The 23,110-nt window shown below is 71.4% G+C and carries 24 protein-coding genes; 14 read left to right on the top strand and 10 right to left on the bottom strand.

What is annotated here, in order from left to right; genetic code table 11:
• The first annotated feature begins 140 nt into the window (after window positions 1-140).
• The 3 genes from ACFW9Z_RS32100 to ACFW9Z_RS32090 all read left to right on the top strand — a co-directional run bounded on the left by ACFW9Z_RS32100 (window position 141) and on the right by ACFW9Z_RS32090 (window position 3,245).
• Window positions 141-1,739: an ABC-F family ATP-binding cassette domain-containing protein gene (locus ACFW9Z_RS32100; RefSeq protein WP_384646336.1), complete on the top strand. Its 1,599-nt coding sequence runs from the start codon at window positions 141-143 to the stop codon at window positions 1,737-1,739.
• Between the two features lie 363 nt (window positions 1,740-2,102).
• Window positions 2,103-2,324 carry a helix-turn-helix domain-containing protein gene (locus ACFW9Z_RS32095; protein ID WP_006123601.1) on the top strand — a complete coding sequence of 74 codons (222 nt, stop codon included), beginning with the start codon at window positions 2,103-2,105 and terminating at the stop codon, window positions 2,322-2,324.
• 129 nt (window positions 2,325-2,453) lie between these two features.
• Complete coding sequence (locus tag ACFW9Z_RS32090) at window positions 2,454-3,245, top strand: enoyl-CoA hydratase/isomerase family protein (protein WP_384646334.1); 792 nt, start codon at window positions 2,454-2,456, stop codon at window positions 3,243-3,245.
• A gap of 50 nt (window positions 3,246-3,295) precedes the next feature.
• Here the strand turns inward: ACFW9Z_RS32090 and ACFW9Z_RS32085 are convergent, their stop codons facing one another.
• The gene (locus ACFW9Z_RS32085; RefSeq protein ID WP_384646332.1) at window positions 3,296-4,090 is read right to left on the bottom strand and encodes a hypothetical protein; all 795 of its coding nucleotides are present in this window, start codon (window positions 4,088-4,090) and stop codon (window positions 3,296-3,298) included.
• A 95-nt stretch (window positions 4,091-4,185) separates the two neighbouring features.
• Between ACFW9Z_RS32085 and ACFW9Z_RS32080 the strand changes: the two genes are divergently transcribed.
• Genes ACFW9Z_RS32080 through amaP form a run of 5 tightly spaced genes read left to right on the top strand, consistent with a single transcriptional unit; the run spans window position 4,186 to window position 6,510 of the window.
• The gene (locus ACFW9Z_RS32080; protein WP_384646330.1) at window positions 4,186-4,665 is read left to right on the top strand and encodes an Asp23/Gls24 family envelope stress response protein; all 480 of its coding nucleotides are present in this window, start codon (window positions 4,186-4,188) and stop codon (window positions 4,663-4,665) included.
• Window positions 4,666-4,704: 39 nt separating this feature from the next.
• On the top strand, window positions 4,705-4,896 hold the full coding sequence (locus tag ACFW9Z_RS32075; RefSeq protein WP_384646328.1) for a hypothetical protein: 192 nt from the start codon (window positions 4,705-4,707) through the stop codon (window positions 4,894-4,896).
• Window positions 4,893-5,240 carry a hypothetical protein gene (locus ACFW9Z_RS32070; RefSeq protein ID WP_384646326.1) on the top strand — a complete coding sequence of 116 codons (348 nt, stop codon included), beginning with the start codon at window positions 4,893-4,895 and terminating at the stop codon, window positions 5,238-5,240. The genes ACFW9Z_RS32075 and ACFW9Z_RS32070 overlap by 4 nt, the downstream gene beginning before the upstream one ends.
• Window positions 5,237-5,926 (top strand): DUF6286 domain-containing protein, encoded by a 690-nt coding sequence (locus ACFW9Z_RS32065; protein ID WP_384646324.1) that lies wholly within the window; start codon window positions 5,237-5,239, stop codon window positions 5,924-5,926. Before ACFW9Z_RS32070 ends, ACFW9Z_RS32065 begins: the two co-directional genes overlap by 4 nt.
• A gap of 5 nt (window positions 5,927-5,931) precedes the next feature.
• Window positions 5,932-6,510, top strand: a complete 579-nt coding sequence (gene amaP, locus ACFW9Z_RS32060) for an alkaline shock response membrane anchor protein AmaP (RefSeq protein WP_384646410.1) — start codon at window positions 5,932-5,934, stop codon at window positions 6,508-6,510.
• Window positions 6,511-6,565: 55 nt separating this feature from the next.
• Here amaP and ACFW9Z_RS32055 read toward each other — a convergent pair whose 3' ends face one another.
• From ACFW9Z_RS32055 to ACFW9Z_RS32030, 6 genes are all read right to left on the bottom strand, one after another.
• Window positions 6,566-7,321, bottom strand: a complete 756-nt coding sequence (locus ACFW9Z_RS32055) for an SDR family oxidoreductase (protein WP_384646322.1) — start codon at window positions 7,319-7,321, stop codon at window positions 6,566-6,568.
• Window positions 7,322-7,325: 4 nt separating this feature from the next.
• On the bottom strand, window positions 7,326-9,125 hold the full coding sequence (locus tag ACFW9Z_RS32050) for a glycoside hydrolase family 15 protein (RefSeq protein ID WP_384646320.1): 1,800 nt from the start codon (window positions 9,123-9,125) through the stop codon (window positions 7,326-7,328).
• A 95-nt stretch (window positions 9,126-9,220) separates the two neighbouring features.
• On the bottom strand, window positions 9,221-10,027 hold the full coding sequence (locus ACFW9Z_RS32045) for an SURF1 family protein (protein ID WP_384646317.1): 807 nt from the start codon (window positions 10,025-10,027) through the stop codon (window positions 9,221-9,223).
• Between the two features lie 79 nt (window positions 10,028-10,106).
• Window positions 10,107-10,340, bottom strand: coding sequence for a hypothetical protein (locus ACFW9Z_RS32040; protein WP_006123591.1), 234 nt, complete (start codon window positions 10,338-10,340; stop codon window positions 10,107-10,109).
• Between the two features lie 63 nt (window positions 10,341-10,403).
• Window positions 10,404-11,423, bottom strand: a complete 1,020-nt coding sequence (locus ACFW9Z_RS32035; RefSeq protein WP_384646315.1) for a DEDDh family exonuclease — start codon at window positions 11,421-11,423, stop codon at window positions 10,404-10,406.
• Between the two features lie 53 nt (window positions 11,424-11,476).
• Window positions 11,477-14,554, bottom strand: coding sequence for an NACHT domain-containing protein (locus ACFW9Z_RS32030; RefSeq protein WP_384646312.1), 3,078 nt, complete (start codon window positions 14,552-14,554; stop codon window positions 11,477-11,479).
• Between the two features lie 149 nt (window positions 14,555-14,703).
• On the opposite strand from ACFW9Z_RS32030, the gene ACFW9Z_RS32025 reads away from it, so the two are divergent.
• Together ACFW9Z_RS32025 and ACFW9Z_RS32020 are read left to right on the top strand one after the other, a co-directional pair.
• Window positions 14,704-15,648: a sterol desaturase family protein gene (locus tag ACFW9Z_RS32025; RefSeq protein ID WP_384646310.1), complete on the top strand. Its 945-nt coding sequence runs from the start codon at window positions 14,704-14,706 to the stop codon at window positions 15,646-15,648.
• Window positions 15,645-16,343 carry a lysoplasmalogenase gene (locus tag ACFW9Z_RS32020; RefSeq protein ID WP_384646307.1) on the top strand — a complete coding sequence of 233 codons (699 nt, stop codon included), beginning with the start codon at window positions 15,645-15,647 and terminating at the stop codon, window positions 16,341-16,343. The genes ACFW9Z_RS32025 and ACFW9Z_RS32020 overlap by 4 nt, the downstream gene beginning before the upstream one ends.
• 268 nt (window positions 16,344-16,611) lie before the next feature.
• On the opposite strand, the gene ACFW9Z_RS32015 is transcribed toward ACFW9Z_RS32020, so the two are convergent.
• Window positions 16,612-18,180 carry a S8 family serine peptidase gene (locus tag ACFW9Z_RS32015; RefSeq protein ID WP_384646305.1) on the bottom strand — a complete coding sequence of 523 codons (1,569 nt, stop codon included), beginning with the start codon at window positions 18,178-18,180 and terminating at the stop codon, window positions 16,612-16,614.
• A gap of 343 nt (window positions 18,181-18,523) precedes the next feature.
• Between ACFW9Z_RS32015 and ACFW9Z_RS32010 the strand changes: the two genes are divergently transcribed.
• The 3 genes from ACFW9Z_RS32010 (at window position 18,524) to moaA (ending at window position 21,699) form a co-directional block, all read left to right on the top strand.
• The gene (locus ACFW9Z_RS32010) at window positions 18,524-18,889 is read left to right on the top strand and encodes a DUF485 domain-containing protein (protein ID WP_384646303.1); all 366 of its coding nucleotides are present in this window, start codon (window positions 18,524-18,526) and stop codon (window positions 18,887-18,889) included.
• Window positions 18,886-20,526: a cation acetate symporter gene (locus tag ACFW9Z_RS32005; RefSeq protein ID WP_384646300.1), complete on the top strand. Its 1,641-nt coding sequence runs from the start codon at window positions 18,886-18,888 to the stop codon at window positions 20,524-20,526. The genes ACFW9Z_RS32010 and ACFW9Z_RS32005 overlap by 4 nt, the downstream gene beginning before the upstream one ends.
• Window positions 20,527-20,709: 183 nt before the next feature.
• Entirely contained in the window at window positions 20,710-21,699 is a 990-nt protein-coding gene (moaA, locus tag ACFW9Z_RS32000; protein WP_384646298.1) for a GTP 3',8-cyclase MoaA, read from the top strand.
• 18 nt (window positions 21,700-21,717) lie between these two features.
• Here moaA and ACFW9Z_RS31995 read toward each other — a convergent pair whose 3' ends face one another.
• Window positions 21,718-21,987: a hypothetical protein gene (locus tag ACFW9Z_RS31995; RefSeq protein WP_384646296.1), complete on the bottom strand. Its 270-nt coding sequence runs from the start codon at window positions 21,985-21,987 to the stop codon at window positions 21,718-21,720.
• A gap of 231 nt (window positions 21,988-22,218) precedes the next feature.
• Window positions 22,219-22,590, bottom strand: coding sequence for a DUF3099 domain-containing protein (locus ACFW9Z_RS31990; protein ID WP_384646408.1), 372 nt, complete (start codon window positions 22,588-22,590; stop codon window positions 22,219-22,221).
• A 195-nt stretch (window positions 22,591-22,785) separates the two neighbouring features.
• On the opposite strand from ACFW9Z_RS31990, the gene ACFW9Z_RS31985 reads away from it, so the two are divergent.
• Entirely contained in the window at window positions 22,786-23,061 is a 276-nt protein-coding gene (locus ACFW9Z_RS31985) for a GlsB/YeaQ/YmgE family stress response membrane protein (protein ID WP_384646294.1), read from the top strand.
• The last annotated feature ends 49 nt before the right edge of the window (window positions 23,062-23,110 follow it).

Here is a 23,110-nt window from a genome sequence, read left to right as displayed (position 1 = left end):
TTCGTCCCGGCGGGCACGCGGAAAAGCAGTTGCACACCGCCCGTAGAATGGGACCCATGGCCCTTCTCCTTGTGCATTAGCGGCGTCGAGAGACCTCCGCCCTCGTCCCTCCGCCGTCCATACTGCCCTGGAGTTTTTCCGTGATCACCGCTTCCGGCATCGAGCTGCGCGCCGGCGCCCGCATCCTCATCGAGTCCGCCTCCTTCCGTATCGCCAAGGGCGACCGCATCGGCCTGGTCGGCCGCAACGGGGCGGGCAAGACCACCCTCACCAAGTGCCTCGCGGGTGAGGGCACCCCCGCGGGCGGCACCATCACCCGCTCCGGCGAGGTCGGCTACCTCCCGCAGGACCCCCGCACCGGCGACCTCGACATCCTCGCCCGCGACCGCATCCTCTCCGCCCGCGGTCTCGACGAGATCCTGCGCAAGATGCGCGAGAACGAGGAGCGGATGGCGAACGGCAAGGGCGCCACCCGCGAGAAGGCGATGAAGAAGTACGAGCGCCTGGAGACGGAGTTCCTCACCAAGGGCGGGTACGCCGCCGAGGCCGAGGCCGCCACCATCGCCGCCGCGCTCAGCCTGCCCGACCGGGTGCTCGGCCAGCCCCTGCACACGCTCTCCGGCGGTCAGCGCCGCCGTGTCGAGCTGGCCCGCATCCTCTTCTCGGACGCCGACACCCTGCTCCTGGACGAGCCCACGAACCACCTCGACGCGGACTCGATCGTCTGGCTGCGCGACTACCTCAAGACCTATCGCGGCGGCTTCGTCGTGATCTCCCACGATGTCGACCTCGTCGAGACCGTCGTCAACAAGGTCTTCTACCTCGACGCCAACCGTTCGCAGATCGACGTCTACAACATGGGCTGGAAGCTCTACCAGCAGCAGCGCGAGGCCGACGAGAAGCGCCGCAAGCGCGAGCGCCAGAACGCCGAGAAGAAGGCCGCGACCCTCAACGCGCAGGCCGACAAGATGCGCGCCAAGGCCACCAAGACCGTCGCCGCGCAGAACATGGCCAAGCGCGCCGACCGGCTGCTCTCGGGCCTGGAGGCCGTACGGGTCTCCGACAAGGTCGCCAAGCTGCGCTTCCCCGACCCCTCGCCGTGCGGCAAGACCCCGCTGATGGCGGAGGGCCTGTCCAAGTCGTACGGGTCGCTGGAGATCTTCACCGACGTCGACCTGGCCATCGACAAGGGCTCCCGCGTCGTCATCCTCGGCCTCAACGGTGCGGGCAAGACGACGCTGCTGCGGCTGCTCGGCGGTGCGGAGAAGCCCGACACCGGCCAGATCATCGAGGGCCACGGCCTCAAGCTCGGCTACTACGCCCAGGAGCACGAGACCCTCGACCCGGACCGCACGGTCCTGGAGAACATGCGCTCCGCCGCCCCCGACCTCGATCTGGTCGAGGTCCGCAAGACGCTGGGCTCGTTCCTCTTCTCCGGTGACGACGTCGACAAGCCCGCCGGGGTGCTCTCCGGCGGTGAGAAGACCCGGCTCGCGCTCGCGACCCTGGTCGTCTCCTCGGCCAATGTGCTCCTGCTCGACGAGCCGACGAACAACCTCGACCCCGCCAGCCGCGAGGAGATCCTCGGCGCGCTGCGCACCTACAAGGGCGCGGTCGTCCTCGTCACCCACGACGAGGGCGCGGTCGAGGCGCTCCAGCCGGAGCGCATCATCCTGCTCCCGGACGGTGTCGAGGACCTGTGGGGTGCCGACTACCGGGACCTCGTCGCCCTCGCCTGAGCCCTGGGGGAGCCCCGGGGAAGGCCCGGGGGACCGGTTCCGATCCCCTCCGGATAGATCATTCGGCCTACGCGTGATCCATCATCTGTGTGAGGGCGTCTCGTACCCCGGTGGTGCGCCCGGCGCTCACCCGCCGCGCGCCCCTTCCGGGCACCTCACTCCCCGTACGGCCCTGACCTGCCGGTTCTTACACCGGCAGCTCCCGTATGCCCTCACGACCCATCGGAATACGGGATTCCGTTCGTGTCGAAGTGCTTCCCGGTCCGGAAACCGGTCGCATCGACCTTGCCGAATGGGTGGCCAGGAAGCGCGGGAGGGGTGATCATGAGAGTCCAGAGCGCACTTCCCATGGAGGAGGCACGGGTGGCCGAGACTCTGAAGAAGGGCAGCCGGGTGACCGGCGCCGCGCGTGACAAGCTCGCGGCAGACCTGAAGAAGAAGTACGACTCCGGTGCGAGCATCAGGGCGCTGGCCGAGGAAACCGGCCGCTCCTACGGGTTCGTCCACCGGATGCTCAGTGAGTCCGGAGTGACGCTGCGGGGACGCGGCGGAGCCACCCGAGGCAAGAAGGCCGCTTCGGCCTGAGTGCCCCGGGGCTCTGCGGGCTCATCGGAATCAGGGGTGACCACCCGGCTGACCGTGAGGTCGTCCGGGTGGTTACTGTTCAGTCACTTAGTTTCTGAGTGCTGACTGCACCCGATCCGGAGGCGCCCCATGACCTCGCTCGACCCTGTGCTCGACAAGGACGGCGTACGGCTCACCGTCGAAGACGCGGTCGCCACGGTGACGCTCACCAACCCGGCCAAGCGCAACGCCCAGTCTCCCGCTCTGTGGCGGGCGTTGACCGAGGCCGGACGGGTGCTGCCCGGCGATGTCCGGGTCGTGGTGCTCCGCGGCGAGGGCAAGTCCTTCTCCGCGGGCCTCGACCGGCAGGCGTTCACCCCCGAGGGGTTCGACGGCGAGCCGTCCTTCCTCGACATGGCGCGCGGCCCGGAGGCCGAGCTCGACGCGACCATCGCCGAGTACCAGGAGGCGTTCACCTGGTGGCGCCGCAACGACCTCGTGTCGATCGCGACCGTCCAGGGCCACGCCATCGGCGCGGGCTTCCAGCTCGCCCTCGCCTGCGATCTGCGGATCGTCGCCGAGGACGTCCAGTTCGCCATGCGCGAGACCAGCCTCGGTCTTGTCCCCGACCTCACGGGCACCCACCCCCTGGTGAACCTCGTGGGGTACGCCCGCGCGCTCGAAATCTGTGCCACCGGCCGGTTCGTCCACGCCGATGAGGCCGAGCGCACCGGCCTCGCCAACCTCGTGGTCCCCGCCGACCAGCTCGACGGAGCCGCCCGCGACCTGGCCGCCGCACTGCTCTCCGCCCCGCGCGACGCCGTCGTGGAGACCAAGGCCCTGCTGAGCGGCGCCACCTCACGTACGTACGAGGAGCAGCGGACCGCCGAACGGGCCGCCCAGGGCCGCAGGCTGCGCGATCTGGCGGGCATCACCGACTAGATCCGGCGGGCACTACTGACCAGGAGCGCCGGCGGACCGGGGCCGGACGCTCACCGGCCGACGGACCGGCCGCCCGCGCCCCGCTCCACCACCTCGGTGACCAGCACCGACACCGGCAGCCGGTCCGCCGTCGCCGCCGATACCGCCGTGCGCACCGACCGGGCCACATCGAGCGCCCGGTGGTCCCCGGCCGTCGCCACCTCGATCCGGATGTGGTCCTCGGCGGTGTGCACGGCGCTGCCGAGGACCCGGGTCAGCGAGACGACCCCGGGGACCGCCGAGGCCGCCTCTCCAGCGGGTCCGTCGGCCTTCGCGACCGGAACCGAAGGGGCAGGGGCCGAAGAAGCGGCTTCGGGCGGGGCCGTCACCTGTTCGGACGCACCGTCGTCGAGCAATGCCGTCACCCGCAGGTCCACCTCCGCGACCTCCAGGCCGAGCCGGGCGGCGGCCGCCGTGACGAGCGCCGTTCGCAGGGCGGCCGCCGAGTCCGGGAGCGGGCGGTCCCCGGCCGCCCGGAACTCCGCCTCGATCCGCAGCGGCCCCGGCGGCAGCCCGCTCGGCGGCACCGGAGGCAGGGCGGGACCCGCCGCCGCGCCCGCCCTCGCCCCCGCCGGACCCCCCGGCCACGTCCCCGTACCGGACGCCTCCCGGGCCGGGCCGATCCTCAGCGTCCCCAGCACCGCGCCGGGACCCGCCGCCCCGCGCAGCACCGAGGCCGCCGCCGTCTCCGCGATCCAGGCGGCGTCCTCGGGGCCGCCCAGGGGGAGCAGTCTGCCGAGGCCCAGCCGTTGCCGTACCGCAGCTGTCCATCCGTCGGCCCTCTGCGGGCTCCGCTCCGTAGTCATCGCCCCAGCCTGCCGCATCCGCGGCGCGGGACCGGGCAAGCGCACTTAACGTGGGCAAGGAAGTCCCAACCCCTGCCCCGAAGGGAAGAGCGGCGATGACTGAAAGCTCCCAGCGCACCGGCTCCGACAGTGGTGACAACCGCAGCAAGGCCCCCCTGAGCAAGCGCGGCGGCGGTGACCCCGGCACCCGCGGCCGTACGACCATCGCCGACGGTGTGGTCGAGAAGATCGCCGGAATGGCCGCCCGTGACGTGGTCGGCGTCCATGCGATGGGCAGCGGCCTGTCCCGGACCTTCGGCGCGGTCCGCGACCGGGTCCCCGGCGGCGGCAAGTCCGTCACCCGGGGCGTCAAGGCCGAGGTCGGAGAGTCCCAGACCGCCCTCGACCTGGAGATCGTCGTCGACTACGGCGTGGCGATCTCCGACGTCTCCCGCGATGTGCGCGAGAACGTCATCGCGGCGGTCGAGCGCATGACCGGCCTCGAAGTCGTCGAGGTCAACATCGCGGTCAGCGACGTCAAGCTGCCCGACGAGGACGACGACGAGGACGACGACGATCAGCAGCGCCTCCAGTAGATCCCGGGTTCCCCGCAGCACGGCAGTTGAGGAGAGACGATGAGCATGGCTGTCGCCGGTCTACTGGCCGGCATGGCGCTCGGGTTCGCCGGATATTTCGGCGGGTTCGGAGCATTCGTTCTGGTGGCCGCCCTGGGCGCGGTCGGCTTCATCGCCGGCCGCTTCCTCGACGGTGACCTGGACCCCGGCGACTTCTTCCGGAGTCGCGAGCGCGGCGACCGGCGACGGTGACGGCGGTGACCGGGCGGATCGCCGCCGCCGAGCGGGGCGAGACCCGGATCGCCGACCGGGTCGTCGCCAAGATCGCCGCGCAGGCGGCCAAGGAAGCCGTCGACGATCCGCCCGAGAACGGGGCCTCCCCGCGCGCCACGGTCACCGTGCACCGCGACGCCGCCCGCGTACGGGTCAGCCTGGAGCTCGGCTACCCCTGCGACATCGGCCGTCAGTGCGGTGCCGTACGGACCAGGGTCGCCCAACGGGTCAGGACGCTGGCGGGCATGGACGTGCCCGAGGTGGCCGTCCAGGTCGAACGGCTGCACCCGGCCACGAGCGGAGCACAAGGGAGGGTCCGATGACCGAACCCGACGGACCCGCCGGCTCCACCCGGCGCCTGCCCACGGTGGGCCAGGAGCAGGACGGCGGCGACCTGCACACAGCCGACCGGAACACACCCGCCGCCGCACCCGACCGGGTCCCCACCCTGGAGCAGGGCGGCGGCCGGGCGGGCCGCTTCTGGTCCGCGCGCCGGGTGCCGGCCGCCCTGCTGGCCCTGGTGCTCCTGGGCGCCGCCGGACTGCTGCTCTACGACATCGCGGCCGTACGGGCGGGGCGTCCGGCCATGCAGTGGCGGCGCTCCCTCGCCGACGGCCTCGCCGAACGGCAGCTCGACGACGTCGCCGTGCTCGTCGGGGCGGGCGCCGCCGCACTGATCGGCCTCTGGCTGCTCCTGCTCGCCCTCACCCCCGGGCTGCGCGATCTGCTGCCGATGCGCCGCGACCGGGCCGGTGTACGCGCCGGGCTCGACCGCACCGCCGCCGCGCTGGTCCTGCGGGACCGGGCCGTGGAGGTGCCGGGCGTGCAGTCCGTCCGGGTCCGGATGGGCCGGAGCAGGGCGAAGGTGCGCGCGGTCTCCCATTTCCGGGAACTCGACGACGTACGCAACGACTTGGACACCGTGCTGGCCACGGCCGTCGGGGAGCTGGGGCTGGCGAAGCCGCCCGGTCTCTCCGTGCAGGTGCACCGCCCGGCGAAGAAGGGATGAGCCGCATGCGCTCCACCGTCAACCGGGTCCTGCTGGCCCTGGCCGGACTCCTGCTGATCGTCGTGGGCGGAGCGGTGCTCGCCGTCGGCCTCGGCGCCTCCCTGCCGTCCTGGTGGCCCTGGGACGGCAAGGGCGATGTGCTCCTCAGCGCCTCCGACCGGGGCCGCTGGCGCGACGAGGGCTGGTGGTGGCCGACCGTGATCGCGGTCCTCGCCGTGCTGGTCGTCCTCGCCCTGTGGTGGTTCCTCGCCCAGCTCCGCCGCGGCCGCCTCGCCGAGCTGCTGGTGGACAGCGGCGACGGCGAGGGCGCCCAGGTGCGCGGCCGGGCCCTGGAAGGCGTGCTCGCCGAAGAGGCGGGCGAGGTCGACGGGGTGGCCCGCGCCCAGGCGGCCCTGACCGGCCGCCGGACCGCGCCGCAGGCCCGCATCCGGCTGCTGATGGAGCCGCACGCCGCGCCCGAACGGGCCCTGAACGCGGTGGCCGACGGAGCGCTGGCCCACGCCCGCGAGTCGGCCGGTCTGGACGAGCTCCCGGCCGAGGTACGGCTGCGGGCCGTCAAGCACCGCGCGGAACGGGTGTCCTGACGGCCCGTGGTCGTACGGGGGAGACTTCCGGGCGTACGCGAGCGAGCCCAGCCCCTCAGAACCCGCGCCGCGACCCGCCGTCGACCGGCACCATGATCCCCGTCAGATACGAGGCGGCGGGGGAGAGCAGGAAGGCCGCGGTCCTCCCGAACTCCTCCGGTGTCCCGTAGCGCCGCAGCGGGATGCGCGCCTCGTTGGCCGTACGGGCCGCCTCGGCGTCGCCCGAGAGCGCGTCCAGCTCGCGGACCCGGTCGGTGTCGATCCGGGCGGGCAGCACGCCCACGACCCGGATGCCGCGCGGCCCCAGCTCGTCGGCGAGCGACTTGGCGAAACCGGCGAGACCGGGGCGCAGCCCGTTGGAGATGGTCAGTCCGCCGATCGGCTCGTGCACCGATCCGGAGAGGACGAAGCCGATGACACCGCCCTCGCCCAGCGCGGCGGCGGTCGTCCTGGCCAGCCGGACCGCCCCGAGGAACACCGACTCGAAGGCCGTCTGCCACTGGTCGTCGGTGTTGTCGGCGACGAAACCGGGCGCGGGCCCGCCGACGCTGACGAGAATGCCGTCGAGCCGCCCGAACCGCTCCCGCGCGGTGTCCACCAGCCGCTGGGCGGCGCCCGGGTCGGCGTTGTCGGCGGCGACGCCCACGGCGTCCGGGCCCAGCTCGGCCGCGGCCTCCTCGGCGCCCTTCTCGTCCCTCCCGGTGATGATCACCTTCGCTCCGTCGGCGGCCAGGGCGCGCGCCGTGGCGTTGCCGAGCCCCCGGGTCGCGCCCGTGACGATGTACACGCGGTCCTTCAGTCCAAGATCCATGGCCCTATCCTGCCGGGTCCGCCTGTGCACCGGCCAGGTCGACCGCCGAGTTGACCAGTCCGATATGGCTGAACGCCTGGGGGAAGTTGCCCAGCTGCCGCCCTGCCGTGACGTCGTACTCCTCGGCCAGCAGCCCCAGGTCGGTGCGGAGCTCCAGCAGATGCTCGAACAGCTCCCGCGCCTGGTCCGGCCTGCCGATCCGCTGCAACGCGTCCACCAGCCAGAACGAGCAGGCCAGGAACGCCCCCTCGCCGCCGGGCAGCCCGTCGACGGAGGCGCCCTCGGTGCTGTAGCGGCGGACCAGCCCGTCGCTGCCCAGCTCGGTGCGGACCGCGTCGACCGTGCCGATCACCCGGGGATCGTCCGGCGGCAGGAACCCGGTGCGCACGATGAGCAGCGTCGAGGCGTCCAGCTCCCGCGACCCGTACGACTGGGTGAAGGTGTTCCGCTCGGGGTCGTACCCCTTCTCGCACACCTCGGCGTGGACGGCGTCCCGCATCGCCCGCCAGCGGTCCGCGTCCCCGGGCAGCTCCGGGTTCTCCTCCAGCGAGCGCACCGCCCGGTCGGCGGCGACCCAGGCCATCACCTTGGAGTGCACGAAGTGGCGCCGGGCGCCCCGGATCTCCCACAGCCCCTCGTCCGGCTCGCGCCACGACGACTCCAGGAAGCCGAGCAGGCTGAGCTGGAGGTTCCAGGCGTGCGGCTTGTCGTCCAGACCGGCGACCTTGGCGAGCCGGAGGGCGTCGATGACCTCGCCGTACACATCCAGCTGACGCTGCCGGACCGCCGCGTTGCCGATGCGCACCGGGCGGGAGTTCTCGTACCCGGCGAGCCAGGGCAGCTCCATCTCGGGGAGCCGGCGCTCGCCCCCGAGCCCGTACATGATCTGGAGGTCCGCCGGGTCCCCGGCCACGGCCCGCAGCAGCCAGTCCCGCCAGGCCGCCGCCTCCTCCAGATACCCGGCCGAGACCATCGCCCCGAGGGTCAGCGTGGCGTCCCGCAGCCAGCAGAAGCGGTAGTCCCAGTTCCGTACGCCGCCGGTCTCCTCCGGCAACGAGGTCGTCGGGGCCGCCACGATGCCGCCGGTCGGGGCGTACGTCAGCGCCTTCAGCGTGATCAGCGAACGCAGCACGGCCTCCCGGTACGGGCCCTCGTACGTGCACCGGTCGGTCCACTTCGCCCAGTCGTGCAGGGTGTGCTTCAGCGCCTTGTGCGGGTCGATCAGCTTCGGGCGCGGGGAGTGCGAGGGGTGCCAGGTGAGCACGAACGCCACGCTCTCGCCCTCGGTGACGGTGAACGAGGAACAGGTGCTGAACTGCTGGCCCCACGTCTTGACCGGCGGTTCGCTGCGCAGCCAGACAGAGTCCGGCCCGGCGACCGCGACCCGGTGGCCGTGCGACTTCCGCACCCAGGGCACCACGGACCCGAAGTCGAAGCGCAGCCGCAGGACGGAGCTCATGTCGACGCTGCCGCTGACGCCCTCGACGATCCGCATCACATCGGGCGACTTGTCGCGCTGCGGCATGAAGTCGATGACCTTGACCGTGCCGGTCCGGGTCTCCCAGTACGTCTCCAGGACCAGCGAATCACCCGCGTAGCCGCGCCGGGTACAGGTGTCCGTCGGCCCGGCGCCCTGCGGGGCGATGCGCCAGTGTCCGTTCTCCTCGTCGCCGAGCAGGGCGGCGAAGCAGGCGCCGGAGTCGAAGCGGGGCAGGCAGAGCCAGTCGATCGAACCGCTCCTGCCGACGAGCGCGGCGGTCTGGAGATCGCCGATCAGGGCGTAGTCCTCGATACGTGGGGTCACGCTCAGGCATGTTCCCGAACCGGACCCCGGCCAACCAGCCAACCGGTGTGCCTGAGCTCTCAGGGCCTGCCCGTGGACCTGCGGCGGACTGCGGCTCAGGCGCTCGCCGGTGCGGGCTGCTCGGAGGCGTCGGAGGCCGGCTCACCCTTCGCGGCGGCCTCCTCGCGGTCGCGCTTCTCCCGCCGTACGAGGATGATCCAGCCGACCGGAACGGCGGCGACGAACAGCCACCACTGGACGGCGTACGCCATGTGCGCGCCGATCGAGCTGTCGTCGGGGGAGGGGATCTGCTCGGGCAGCCCGGCCGGGGACTCCGGGGCGGTCTGCTCGATGTAGCCGCCGAGGACCTTCCGGGAGAGGAGCTGGGACTGCTGCTCGCTGTTGATCAGCATCACCTGCCGGTCCGGCAGCCCTGCCAGGTCCTTGATGCCGCTGCTGCCGGTCGTCTCGTCCGCCTTGAGCCGCCCGGTGACGGTCACTTCGCCCCGGGGGGCGGGCGGCACGTCCGGGTACGCCGTCTGGTTGGGCGCGGCGGGGACCCAGCCCCGGTTGACCAGGACGGTACCGCCGTCCCTGAGGTCCAGCGGGGTCAGCACATGCACGCCGATCTTGTCGTCCGCCGACGTCCGCCGACGGACCACCACCTCGTGCTCGGTGTCGAACGTGCCCGTCGCGGTCACCGCACGCCAGTAGTCCGAGCGCGGGACGGTGTGCCCGGGGGAGGTGAGATCGGTGACCGGGGCCGGGTCGGCCTTGAGGTTCCGCGAGATCAGCTCGTTCTGCGCGACCCGGTGCTGATGCCGGTGCAACTGCCAGAAACCCAGCTCGACCATCGTCGGCATCAGTACGAGAGCGAGAAGGGTGAGGATCACCCACTGCCGGGTCAACAGGAAGCGGTACACCCCATGACCGTACAACCGGGGTCATGGGGTGCGGCACTCAGGGGTGGGTGCCGGGGCTGCCCGGCAGTGGTGGTTCTCCTCATACTTTGTCCACGATGCCCGCCTTCCCCTCGGCGCGGGCGCAGTGGGCGCCGCAGTACCAGTGCCCGTCGGCCTCGACGCCCTGCCCGATCACCTGGACCCGGCAGTGCTCGCAGATCGGCGCCATGCGGTGGATGGCGCAGGAGAAGCAGTCGAAGACGTGCACCGCACCCTGTGCGTGCACCTCGAAGGACATGCCGTAGTCGTTTCCGCAAACCTCACAACGTGCCATGCGCCACAGGGTGGGACGCCCGGCGGCGCCGGGCGAGCGGGCGCGGGGCGAGTCGCGCCCGGTTCACTCCGATGACGGGGTGGCCTGCGGCGGCACCGACCCCGGTGTGCCCCGGTCGGCGGGGGCCACATCGCGCAGCAGATGGGTGAAGGCGCTCTCGTCGACGATCGGTGTCCCGAACGCCGTGGCCTTCTGCGTCTTGGACGTCGCCGCGTCCGGGTCGTTGGTCACCAGCAGACTGGTCAGCCGCGACACACTGGTCGCCACGTGCAGACCCGCCTCCACCGCCCGGTCCTCCAGCAGCTCCCGGTCGACCGAGGTGTCCCCGGAGAACGCCACCCGCATCCCCTGCTGGAGCGGCTTCTCCTTCTCGTACCGCCCCGGATTGGGATACGGGCAGGCCGGCCGCTTCCGCGAGGGCCGCCAGCTGTTCGGCTGCCGCGCGGGCTGATACCCGACGCGCGGGGTGACGGGGGAGTCGGACCACTCGGTCAGCGGCCGGCACTCCAGCAACGGCAGCCGCACCCCGCCCCGGGCCGCCGCGTGCAGACTCGGCCGGAACGCCTCGGCCAGCACCCGGGCGTCGTCCAGGGCGTGGTGGGCGTGCTGCTGTACGACGCCGAAGTGGGCGGCGAGCGAGGCCAGCTTGTGGTTGGGCAGCGGCAGCCGCAGCTCCTTGGCGAGCGCGATCGTGCAGAGCCGCTGCTCGACGGGGGCGATCACCGAGGCCCGGGCGTACTCCCGGGCGATCATCGACCAGTCGAACGCCGCGTTGTGCGCGACGAGCACCCGGTCCGCGAGCCGCGCCGACAGCTCCTCGGCCACCTCCGGGAAGAGCGGCGCGCCTTCCAGCACATCGCTCGTCAGCCCGTGGATCCAGACGGGACCGGGGTCCCGCTGCGGATTCACCAGCGTGTACCAGTGGTCCTCGACATTGCCCAGGGCGTCCAGCCGGTAGACGGCGGCGGACACTATCCGGTCGTCGCGGGCGAGGCCGGTGGTCTCCACGTCGACGACCGCGTACCCCTGGGGGTAGGCGGTCGGCCACGGTGCGGCTGTCTGGCGGTCGTCGAGCATGGTCACAGAGAATACGGGCCGCGACTGACAGTCCCCTATTCGGTGGTCCCCGGGGTGGGTCAGGGGATGTGGACGATGCGCTCCGGGGGGAAGAGGTGGGTGCCGGTGGCGTGGGTGCCGTGGGCCAGGTGGATCGTCAGGTTCTCGCAGGCGGCGAGGGGGGTGAGGTCGTGAGTGCCCTCGTCTCCGTGGATGGCAAGGGTGGTGAGAGCGGGGAGGACGGCCAGCGGAGCGAGATCGGTCGGGTCGCAGTTGTTCAGGACCAGCTCGTTCAGGCGGTTGAGGGGCGCCAGCCGGCGCAGGTCGACGCGGTTCATGATGCTGAGGTTCAGCTGGGCCAGTCCGAACAGTGATGCTGCGGAGTCGAGCTGTTCCATGTGGGCCGGGGCGTAGAGCTCCAGGCGTTCGAGGCGCGGGAAGCGACTGCCGAGGTTTGTCAGCGGCAGGCATGCGGATTCGCGCAGCAGACAGAGGTAGGTCACCTGCTCGCAGACGGGTAGCTCCTCCGTGGCATGGCCGAGCGTCAGGTAATCGAGGTCTGGCATATCGCCCAACGGCGCGAGATCGAGTGCCGCGTGAAGGCCGACGAAGGAGAGCCGCTTCAGCCCTGGCCGCACCAGGGGAGCGATGTCCTGAACTGTCGCGCAGCGATACAGGTAGATGTGGGTGACCTGAGGCATCCGGGACAACGGCTGGAGGTCGATGAGTTCATCGTTATGGAAGACGGACACCCGTTTCGTCTCCGGCCGGGACCACAGCGCGGAGAGGTCGGGGTGGTCGCCCAGTACCTGCACGTTCTGGGCATACGGGATGTGCCGGAGTGCGGAGAGCTGTGCGGACGTCGTGACCATGACGTAGGCGTCGTCCCATCTCCGGGCGACCATGACCTCCCGTGCGAAGAGGTCCGCGTCGAAGTGCTGCCACGAGACGGAGATTTGCTGAGCAACCTGATAGCGGGTGTCGTCCCGGAATTGCTTGACGAGTTCGTACGCCGATTCGCTGCCCACGGTCGTCGCCGTCCGCACGACCGCCGCCGCTTCCCGCTCCGTCAACTCCTCCACCATCGACGCCAGCAGTTCCACCGCCAGATCGCCCACCTGGGCCAACTGGTCGATGGACTCCTGGCTCTCCGGCGGCAACAGCCCCGCCGTCCGCCCCTCCACCTCCCCCCGCACCCCAGGATCGAGCTCCGGCGCATGGGCCAGGCTCCCCGCCGCCAGCAGCACCAGCCGGTGCCCGTGCTCCGGCTCCGCGTCCGCGCGCTTCAGCAACCCCCGCAACAGCACCGCCCGCTCGTCCGGCCGGGCGTGCCCCACCGCCATCTGCACCACGTCGTCCCACTGGTCCTCGTGCGCGTGGCGGACCAGGACGCCGAAGTCGCGGGCCTCCACCGCCGCCTTCGCGCCCAGGTAGTCCTGGAACGTCCGGTGGACGAACCCCACCGAGCCCGGGGCCGGTTCGCGCAGGAGGCCGCTGCGGTTGAGGAGGTGCGTGAAGACCTGGTCAGGGGCGCCCCGGACCTGCGACATGGCCCGCATCCAGTCCGCGATCATGGCCACCGCCTCGTCCTGCCCGGCCTCGGCCAGCCCGTTCCGGATCAGCCAGTACGCGAGGTGTTGCAGCAGGGCCGTCTGCTCCTCGCGGGTCAGGTCGACGCCCTCCACCCCGACGATCTCGCGTTCCGTGTCGCGCCGGACCAGCAACATGTCGAGCGCCGCGTCGTACAGCTCCTTGCGGGCCCGGGGCAGCTGCATCCGCCGGTCCCGGTTCAGCGCGCAGAGCAGGGCGCACATCAGCGGGTTCGTCGCGAGCAGCCCCAGGTCCCGGCGGGTGCCGACCGCGCGGCGGAGCGCGCTCTCGTAACGGTCCAGCTCGGCGCGCTCTGCGTCGGACCGGCACCCCGAGCGGGCCGCCCGGTGCCAGTGGCTGACGAAGGCGCGAACGTCCTCCTGCTTCATCGCCAGCAGAGTGTGAGGCTCGAAGCCGGAGCCGGACAACCAGCTCTCGGGGACGGCGGAGGGGCGGGTCGTCACCACGTACTTGGCCTGGGGATACGCGACGATCAGATCCTTCAGCCAACGCTCCGTGCGCTTGCGCAGCCGCTCCGGCACCTCGTCGACCCCGTCCACCAGCACCAGCGCCCGGCCCTGCCGCATCAGCCGGTCCGCCCACCCCGCCGGGGCCGAGCCGTGCAGCGGAACCCCGGCAGCCCGCAGGAACTCCTCCGGCGCGGGCAGCACATCGAGGGCCGTGAAGGCACGCAGGCGCAGCACGAAGGGGACGCACCGGTTCCAGCCGGCCAGCTCATCCCCGAATGACTGCCGCGCCGCGTTCAGCGCCAGCCACTGCACCAGCGTGCTCTTGCCGGAACCGGCCGGTCCGCGCAGCAGCAGCCGGTCCCGCTCACCGAGAGCCTGCTCGATCCTGACCGTCGTCCGGACCGGGTGCCCCAGACCCAGCAAATCCGCAGTCCCGTACTCCCCGCTGACCTCCAGGCCGATGTACGCCGTCTCCAGCGGCCACCCGCCCGCCGACCTCCCCAGTGTCAGCCCGAACAGCTCCACCCGGCTGTTGGCCACCGCCACGAACTCCGCGTACCGGTCCTCGAACTCCAGGTCCGCCGCGTCCGGGCGCGGGCCGACCCGGGCCCGTACGTCCTCCACCAGCTCCCGCGCCCGCCCCGCCGACCGGACCTGCTCCACCGCCGCCCGCGCCGTGAACGTCGGGTGGGCGGTCAGCTGCTCCACCAGATGCGCGCAGCAGCGGCCGAGGAGGTCCTCGTACAGCTCGCGGGCGCGCTCCGAGAGCCCGGCGGCGGGGGCCGACAGCTCCGCCCGCAGCCGCTCCGGGTCCAGCTCCAGCGCGAACAGCCGGTCGGTATCCGGGACGTCGGCCGCGAACGTGTCCTGTACGGAGGTGAGCGCGGCCAGCCGCTCGTGCTCGGGGAGGCCCGCGTAGGAGCCGTCCATCCGCCCTGCCAGCACCTTCGCCAGCCGGTCCGGCTTTGCCGGGCGGGGGAGCGGACGGACCGGGTCCGGGACCAGGCCCGCGCCCGGTCTCGGGGTCAGCAACGCCTTGGCCGCCGCGCCGATCACCGTCGTGGCCAGCCGAAGCAGGGCAACTTCCGTACCGGACACGTGCGTTCCTCCCCCTCGACGGCACACGTTCCGCAGATCCTACGGCCGCTCCCTTGGCAGAAGGTGCCAAAGACTGCTGACAACAGGTCTCGCATACTTGTGGGTAACAACGTCTAGCCCTCATCGACCGGCGGCCCTACGGTGCTCGCATGGAGCCGAACCTGCCCGATGTCGTGCTGTGGTCAATACCGGCCTTCGTGCTGCTCACCGTGATCGAGATGGTCAGCTACCGCCTCCACCCGGACAAGGACGCCGCCGGGTACGACACCAAGGACGCCGCGACCAGCCTCACCATGGGGCTCGGCAGCCTCGGGTTCGACCTGCTGTGGAAGATCCCCGTCCTCGCCATCTACATGGGGGTCTACGAGCTGACGCCGCTGCGGGTGCCCGTGCTGTGGTGGACGGTCCTGCTGATGCTCCTGGCCCAGGACTTCTTCTACTACTGGTCCCACCGGGGCCACCACGTCATCCGGATCCTGTGGGCCTGCCATGTGGTCCACCACTCCAGCCGGAAGTTCAACCTCACCACCGCGCTGCGCCAGCCCTGGACCTCCGCCACCGTCTGGCCCTTCTACCTGCCGCTGATCGCCTGCGGTGTGCATCCGGCGGCGCTCGCGTTCTGCCAGTCGGCCAACCTCGTCTACCAGTTCTGGGTCCACACCGAACGGGTCGGCAAGCTTCCGCGCCCCTTCGAGTACGTCCTGAACACGCCCTCCCACCACCGCGTCCACCACGCCTCGCAGGGCAGCTACCTGGACCGCAACTACGGCGGGATCCTGATCATCTGGGACCGGATGTTCGGCTCCTTCGCGGCCGAGACCGAGCGGCCCGTCTACGGGCTCACCAAGAACATCTCCACCCACAACCCGCTGCGCGTGGCCACCCACGAGTACGCCGCCATCGCCCGGGACATCCGGGCGGCCGGGAGCTGGAGCGAGCGCGCCGGGCGGGTCTTCCGGGGGCCGGGGTGGCAGCCCGCGCCGAAGCGGGGGGCGGTACCTGTATCCGGCGAAGCACCCACCCCCGTACCTGCCGAAGCTCCCGCACCCGCTCCCGTACCCACTCAGGCCACCACCCCGGAGCACACCCGATGAGCGCCACCGCGTCCCGCCCCACTCGTCCGGGCGGACCGGAGACGGCGGGGGCCGGTCGGTTCGCCCGGCCCCTCCTCGTGGCCTTCCTCCTGGTCGCCGCCGTCGACCTGGCCGGGCTCCTCGCCGGTCTCGACACCGTCCACCTGGTCGCCAAGCCGCTGCTGATGCCGCTGCTCGCCGGGTACACCGCCGTCCGGGGCGGGCCCCGGCTGCTGGTCGTCGCCCTGTTGTTCGGGTGGGGCGGTGATGTGTTCCTGCTCGCCGACAACGACCTCGCGTTCCTCCTCGGGATGGGCTCCTTCGCCTTCGGCCATGTCTGCTATCTGACGCTCTTCGGCCGGGACCGGGCCCCCGCGTCCCTGGCCACGGCGATCGCGTACGTCCTCGTCCTCGCCGTCTTCCTCGTCCTGATCTGGTCCGACCTCCCGGCGGAGCTGCGCGTTCCGGTGGCCGGGTACAGCCTGCTGCTCACCGCGATGGCGTGGCGGGCCGGTGTCCTCGGCCGGTACGCGGCGGCCGGCGGGGCGCTCTTCCTGCTCTCCGACGCCCTGATCGCCACCGGCATCGCCGAGTGGCCGCGACTGCCCGCCCCCGACTTCTGGGTGATGCTCACCTACATCGCCGCACAGCTCCTGCTGGCCCTCGGTGTGCTCGGGGCGAGGGCACGGGCTGCCTCCCCGCCCGTCACGCCGTAGCGGCCGTACGCCACCGGGGAGCGTCCGCACCGAGGTGCCCCGGCGGGCTCGGCCACTCGGCCGGGCCACCGCCCGGGGGTGTCACCGGGGACCGGGCCGCCGGTCCGCCGCGCGGCCAGCTCCGCCGCCAGTGCGCAGACCGCGACGGTGGAACGGGCCCCTATGGCACCCGGACCCCCTGTCGGCGGTGTGGGTCCGGCCGCTCATGGCGAGGGCCCGGGAGGGAACACCCCCCCCGGGGGCCCTCGCTCACCGCTCCGTCACGCGCCTACCAGCGGACCGCGTCCAGCGCGTCCACCACTCCGGCCCCGTAGAAGCCGTTGTAGAGCTTCGTGCCCTCGCAGACCGCGTCGACGGTCCCGTCGCCGTCGATGTCGTACGGCGCACCGCACGCCTTCGCGTCCGCCTGGAGGCCCAGCAGCACCTTCACCGCGGCCGGAGAGGCGTAGGGGTGGCGGGACTTGATCAGGGCCACGACGCCCGCGACGTGCGGGGACGCCATCGACGTACCGGCCTTGTAGCCGAACCGGCCGCCCGGCAGCGTGGAGAGGATCAGCCCGTTGACGGCCGGCGGCTCGGGGGTCTGGAAGACCGTCGAGTCACCGCCCGGGGCCGCCACGTCGATGATGCCCTTGCCGTAGTTGGAGAACGAGGACTTCAGGCCCTTGGCTCCCGTCGAGGAGACCGTCACGACCCCCGGCAGCATGGTCGGGATGTCGGGGCAGACGCGCGGGTCGATGGTCCGGGTGACCGTCTCGGAGTCGTTCGGGCTGGTCCGGTCCACGATCGAGCGGGACGACAGGTCGTGGCGGGCGTTGCCCGCGGCGGCCACGTGGACCGTGCCCTTGCGCTCGGCGTACTTGACGGCACGGGTGAGCGACTCCACCAGGGCGCCCTGGTCCGGGTCGTTCTTGCAGGCGAACAGCCACGGGTCGGTGTAGTAGCTGTTGTTCGTCACGTCGACGCCCTGCTCGGCCGCCCAGAGGAAGCCGCAGACGACGGCCTCGGTGTAGAAGTAGCCGTCCGGGGTGGAGACTTTGATGCCGGAGACCTTCACGCCCGGCGCCACACCGGTCACCCCGAAGCCGTTCTTCGCGGCGGCGATGGTGCCCGCCACATGCGTGCCGTGGTCGCTCTCGCCCGCCGCCGGACGCCAGGAGCCGGCGGTGGTGTCCGGAGCGCCCGTGACGCAGTTGGCGGAGGCGGCCCGGTCGAAATTGGGCGCCAGGTCCGGGTGGGTGTCGTCGACGCCCGTGTCGATGACGGCGACCGTCACCTTCTTCGAGCCCAGCGACTTCTGGTGCGCCTTGTCCGCCTTGATCGCGGGCAGCGACCACTGGAGCGGCTCCAGCGGGTCCTCGTCCGCCGTCGCCGCTGCCGCCGCCGCGGCCGCCTGGGCCTCGGTCAGCGGCTGCGCTATGGCACCGACGTCCTTCGTGGCCTGCGGCACGATCGGGTTGGTCCGGGTCGCACCGGCCGACTCCACACCCCGTACGCCCCGGATCGTCTCCCCGAAGGCCGGGTTCTGCGAGTGGGCGACGATCACGCCGATCCGGTCGTACGAGATGACGACCGTGCCACCGGCCTGCTTGACGGCCTTCTCCACCTGCTGGACGGCCGCGCGGCCGGTGCCGGTGTTGACGACGTAACTCAGCTTCGGGCCGTCGGTCCGCGGGGTCGCGGCGGCCGGGGCGCCGATGGGCGCGGCCGTGGCCGTCGCCACGGGCAGGAAGCCGAGCGAGGCGACGAGCGCGAGTCCGACGGGCAGCGCGAGCGCGCGGGTCCGCCTCGATACCGGATGGGCCGCGCGGGTCCGCCTCGGTGCCAGATGAGCCATGGGGTCTCCACATCATCCGTGCCGGTCGACCGGACACCGGGCGTGTCCGGTCGCGTACATGACGAGTGAAGCTATCGCTGATCTTCCCGGCGCATCAACGATTCGGGGCAAGTGAGTTCGAAGAGTGCACCTGTGCGGCCGAATGCGTACGGGTGACTTCCGGCCACCGGGGCCGGTTTCCGGTCACCGGGCATGAGGCCGAGAAGGCGAAAGATCGCGTGAACCGCTTCGTCGCGCCCTCCGTGCCGTTGTCCAGGAGGCACATCACCCCCCCGGTAAGCGAGGCCTCCCCATGACACCCGCCGTCCCCCAGACCACCGCACCCGCGTCGCGAGGAGATTCCGTGGCTACCGATGCACCGCCGCCCGAGGGCCGTGTCGACACCAGCCCTGCCCAGCCCACCACCGAGGCGTACAACGCGGTGCAGGCGAGTGCCGAGTTCGCCGACCTGCGCCGCTCGTTCCGCTCCTTCGCCTTCCCGCTCACCGTCGCCTTCGTCACCTGGTACCTGCTCTACGTCCTGCTCTGCAGCTACGCGGGCGACTTCATGGGCACCAAGATCCTCGGCAACATCAACATGGCGCTCGTCCTCGGCCTCGCCCAGTTCGCCACCACCTTCCTCATCGCCTGGCTCTACTCCCGGCACGCCGCCACCAAGCTCGACCCGAAGGCCGAAGCGATCAAGTCCCGTATGGAGGCCGACGCATGAGCGCCGCCCACGCCCTGCACCCCACCGTCCAGCTCGCCGCCGACAGCGCGGGCGAGCACCGGCCGCTGATCATCACCCTGTTCGCCGCCTTCGTCGTGGCGACCCTCTTCATCACCGTATGGGCGGGCCGTCAGACCAAGAGCGCCGCCGACTTCTACGCGGGCGGCCGCCAGTTCACCGGATTCCAGAACGGGCTCGCGGTCTCCGGCGACTACATGTCCGCCGCGTCCTTCCTCGGTATCGCGGGCGCCATCGCCCTCTTCGGCTACGACGGCTTCCTCTACTCCATCGGCTTCCTCGTCGCCTGGCTCGTCGCCCTGCTCCTGGTCGCCGAACCCCTGCGCAACTCCGGCCGCTACACGATGGGTGACGTCCTCGCCTACCGGATGCGCCAGCGCCCCGTGCGCACCGCCGCCGGCACGTCCACCATCGTCGTCTCGATCTTCTACCTGCTGGCCCAGATGGCCGGGGCCGGCGTCCTCGTCTCGCTGCTGCTCGGCATCACCAGCGACTTCGGGAAGATCGTCATCGTCGCCCTGGTCGGCGTGCTGATGATCCTGTACGTCACCATCGGCGGCATGAAGGGCACCACCTGGGTGCAGATGGTCAAGGCCGTCCTGCTCATCGCGGGCACCCTGCTCATCACCTTCCTGATCCTGCTGAAGTTCAACTTCAACATCTCCGACCTGCTCGGCACCGCCGCCAGCAACAGCGGCAAGGGCGCCGCCTTCCTGGAGCCCGGCCTGAAGTACGGCGTCTCCGGCATCTCCAAGCTGGACTTCATCTCGCTCGGCCTCGCCCTGGTCCTCGGCACCGCGGGCCTGCCGCACATCCTGATCCGCTTCTACACCGTGCCCACCGCCAAGGCCGCCCGTAAGTCCGTGAACTGGGCGATCGGCATCATCGGCGCCTTCTACCTGATGACGATCGTGCTCGGCTTCGGCGCCGCCGCGATCCTCAACCCCGACGACATCGTCGCCTCGAACAAGGCGGGCAACACGGCGGCGCCACTCGCCGCCCTGGAGATCGGCGGCGGCTCCGGATCCACCGGCGGCGCCATCCTCCTCGCGGTGATCTCCGCCGTCGCCTTCGCCACCATCCTGGCCGTCGTCGCCGGACTCACCCTCGCCTCCTCCTCTTCCTTCGCGCACGACATCTACGCCAACGTGATCCGCAAGGGACAGGCCACCGAGAAGGAGGAGGTCCGCGCCGCACGGTGGGCCACCGTCGCCATCGGTGTCGTCTCGATCGCGCTGGGAGCGCTCGCCCGCGACCTGAATGTGGCCGGTCTGGTGGCCCTCGCCTTCGCGGTCGCCGCCTCCGCCAACCTGCCGACGATCCTCTACAGCCTCTTCTGGAAGCGGTTCACCACCCAGGGGGCCCTCTGGTCCATCTACGGAGGACTCTCCTCCTCCGTCCTCCTGGTGCTCTTCTCGCCGGTCGTCTCCTCCAAGCCGACGTCGATGTTCCCGAGCGTCGACTTCGCCTGGTTCCCGCTGGAGAACCCCGGCCTGATCTCGATCCCGCTCGGCTTCCTGCTCGGCTGGGTCGGCTCCCTCATCTCCAAGGAGAAGCCCGACACGGACAAGTACGCCGAGCTGGAGGTCAAGTCCCTCACCGGCACCGGAGCGCACTGAGAGAAGGAATTCACCGAGCCGTTCGGCTCATCACCCACTGTGCGGTCCGGGCCGCGTCGTAGAGTCCTACGACGCGGCCCGGCCGCACCTCGTGGCAAACGGGCCCCTGCGATGTCACCGGTCTCACGTAGGCTCGGAAGAGATCGACCGTACCGACGACACCACCGGGGGAGGGGAGCCACCGTGCTCATCGACACCTATGACAGGGTCGCCACCGACCTGCGCGTGTCACTGACCGACAAGTGCAATCTGCGGTGCACCTACTGCATGCCCGAAGAGGGCCTTCAGTGGCTCGGGAAGAGCCAGCTGCTCTCCGACGACGAGATCGTGCGCCTGATCCGCATCGCGGTGACCTCGCTCGGCATCACCGAGGTCCGCTTCACCGGCGGGGAGCCCCTGCTCCGCCCCGGCCTCGTCTCCATCGTCGAGCAGTGCGCGGCGCTCACCCCGCGCCCCCGTATGTCGCTCACGACCAACGGCATCGGCCTCAAGCGGACCGCCGCCGCCCTCAAGGCCGCAGGCCTCGACCGGGTCAACGTCTCGCTGGACACCCTGCGCCCCGACGTCTTCAAGACCCTCACCCGCCGCGACCGCCACAAGGACGTGCTGGAAGGGCTCGAAGCCGCCCGCGAGGCCGGCCTCACCCCGGTGAAGGTCAACTCCGTCCTGATGCCGGGACTCAACGACGACGAGGCCCCCGAGCTGCTGGCCTGGGCCGTCGCCCACGACTACGAGCTCCGCTTCATCGAGCAGATGCCCCTGGACGCCCAGCACGGCTGGAAGCGCGACGGCATGATCACCGCGGGAGACATCCTCGCCTCGCTGCGCACCCGCTTCACCCTCACCGCCGAGGACGACGAGGCCCGCGGCTCCGCCCCCGCCGAGCGCTGGACCGTCGACGGCGGCCCGCACCGCGTCGGGGTGATCGCCTCGGTCACCCGCCCGTTCTGCGGCGCCTGCGACCGCACCCGGCTCACCGCCGACGGCCAGATCCGCACCTGCCTCTTCGCCCGCGAGGAGACCGACCTGCGCGCCGCCCTGCGCTCGGACGCGCCGGACGCGGAGATCGCCCGGCTCTGGAAGGTCGCCATGTGGGGCAAGAAGGCGGGCTCCGGACTGGACGACCCGTCCTTCCTCCAGCCCGACCGCCCGATGTCGGCGATCGGCGGCTGACGGCAGGCCCTCAGGCCCTCAGGCTCCGGACCCGGACTCCCCCTGGGATCCGCTCCCGGACTCCCAGTCCTTCAGCGCCACGACGTCCTTGAGGAACCCGCGTACCCCCAGGAACTGCGACAGATGCTCCCGGTGTTCGTCACAGGCCAGCCAGGTCTTGCGCCGCTCGGGCGTGTGCAGCTTGGGGTTGTTCCAGGCGAGCACCCACACCGCGTCGGCCCGGCAGCCCTTGGCGGAACAGATGGGGGCACCGGCGGCACTCTCGGCGGACGTCTCGGGAAAGATCACGGGACCAGCCTAAGTCAGGTGCTGTACGCGCTGACCGACGCATCCCCGGCCGGAGAAAAGGCGACGCCGAGCAGCCACGGGGGGAGCTGCCCGGCGTCGGTCCGTCGCTCCGACGGGGGATGCGGAGCGCACTCGAAGTATGTCATGGGCACCGGGGTGCGGTGCACCGGAACGTCATGATTGATCTGAGCTTTTCCTGAGCTTTCCCCGGGCTTCGCGGGACACACGGGCTCAGGCGTGCTCCTGTGACGGTGGCGTCCGCCCGGCCCGCCCCTCGGCCCCCGCCGACTCCGCGCGGCCTGCCCCCGGAGCCGCCTCCACGGCGGGCCGCATCGGCGCCGAGATGTACGTCGACGGAAGCGAAGGGACGTTCTCCCGGCCCGCGTTGGCGATGACCACCGCCACGTACGGCAGCAGCACTCCCAGCACCAGCGCCACGATCGCGACATGCCGCTCCACGTTCCACAGCACCGCGGCCAGCACCACCGACACCGTACGCACGGACATCGAGATCACATAGCGCCGCTGTCTGCCCCGCACATCGTCGGCCAGACCCTGCCGGGCCCCCGTGATCCGGAAGACCTCGTCACTCTTCCGCAGTATGTGTTCCACCACCAGATCTCTGTGCCGGACGCTCCGGGACCGGGCCGCATCCACGGTACGCCGGGCCCGCGCCGGACCGGAGACCGGGGCGCGCCCCACCGCCGGCCCACCCGGATGGCTCTGACCGGAGTGCGGCCCCGGGAGGGGCGGCCAAGACTGGGCGGACGCGCACTCCGCGCCGTACGAGGAGGCGAAATGAGCTGGTTGTGGGCAATCATCGTGGGCCTGGTGCTCGGTGTGATCGCACGGGCGATCCTGCCGGGCAAGCAGGACATCCCGCTCTGGCTGACGGCCGTCTTCGGCATTCTCGGAAGCATCATCGGTAATGCCGTGGCCGGCTGGATCGGTGTCGAGGACACCAAGGGCATCGACTGGATCCGCCATCTGCTCCAGCTGATCGGTGCCGTGGCCGTCGTCGGCGTCGGAGACATGGTCTGGCAGTCCGTCCGCGGCAACAAGCGCAGAACCTGACCCGGGCCGGACACCACAGCGCCGCGGCCGGACACGCGAGGAAGAGCGT

The sequence above is a fragment of the Streptomyces sp. NPDC059452 genome, assembly GCF_042750035.1.
Lineage (GTDB): Bacteria > Actinomycetota > Actinomycetes > Streptomycetales > Streptomycetaceae > Streptomyces.
The sequence above is the reverse complement of the archived record's forward strand: the minus strand, read 5'-3'. Positions and strand labels throughout refer to the sequence as shown.

Coding starts and splice junctions, on each gene's coding strand:
- ACFW9Z_RS32090 (WP_384646334.1), top strand. CDS start 2,454: ATGACCTCGCTCGACCCTGTGCTCGACAAGGACGGCGTACGGCTCACC.
- ACFW9Z_RS32085 (WP_384646332.1), bottom strand. CDS start 4,090: ATGACTACGGAGCGGAGCCCGCAGAGGGCCGACGGATGGACAGCTGCG.
- ACFW9Z_RS32080 (WP_384646330.1), top strand. CDS start 4,186: ATGACTGAAAGCTCCCAGCGCACCGGCTCCGACAGTGGTGACAACCGC.
- ACFW9Z_RS32075 (WP_384646328.1), top strand. CDS start 4,705: ATGAGCATGGCTGTCGCCGGTCTACTGGCCGGCATGGCGCTCGGGTTC.
- ACFW9Z_RS32065 (WP_384646324.1), top strand. CDS start 5,237: ATGACCGAACCCGACGGACCCGCCGGCTCCACCCGGCGCCTGCCCACG.
- amaP (WP_384646410.1), top strand. CDS start 5,932: ATGCGCTCCACCGTCAACCGGGTCCTGCTGGCCCTGGCCGGACTCCTG.
- ACFW9Z_RS32055 (WP_384646322.1), bottom strand. CDS start 7,321: ATGGATCTTGGACTGAAGGACCGCGTGTACATCGTCACGGGCGCGACC.
- ACFW9Z_RS32040 (WP_006123591.1), bottom strand. CDS start 10,340: ATGGCACGTTGTGAGGTTTGCGGAAACGACTACGGCATGTCCTTCGAG.
- ACFW9Z_RS32025 (WP_384646310.1), top strand. CDS start 14,704: ATGGAGCCGAACCTGCCCGATGTCGTGCTGTGGTCAATACCGGCCTTC.
- ACFW9Z_RS32020 (WP_384646307.1), top strand. CDS start 15,645: ATGAGCGCCACCGCGTCCCGCCCCACTCGTCCGGGCGGACCGGAGACG.
- ACFW9Z_RS32015 (WP_384646305.1), bottom strand. CDS start 18,180: ATGGCTCATCTGGCACCGAGGCGGACCCGCGCGGCCCATCCGGTATCG.
- ACFW9Z_RS32005 (WP_384646300.1), top strand. CDS start 18,886: ATGAGCGCCGCCCACGCCCTGCACCCCACCGTCCAGCTCGCCGCCGAC.
- ACFW9Z_RS31985 (WP_384646294.1), top strand. CDS start 22,786: ATGAGCTGGTTGTGGGCAATCATCGTGGGCCTGGTGCTCGGTGTGATC.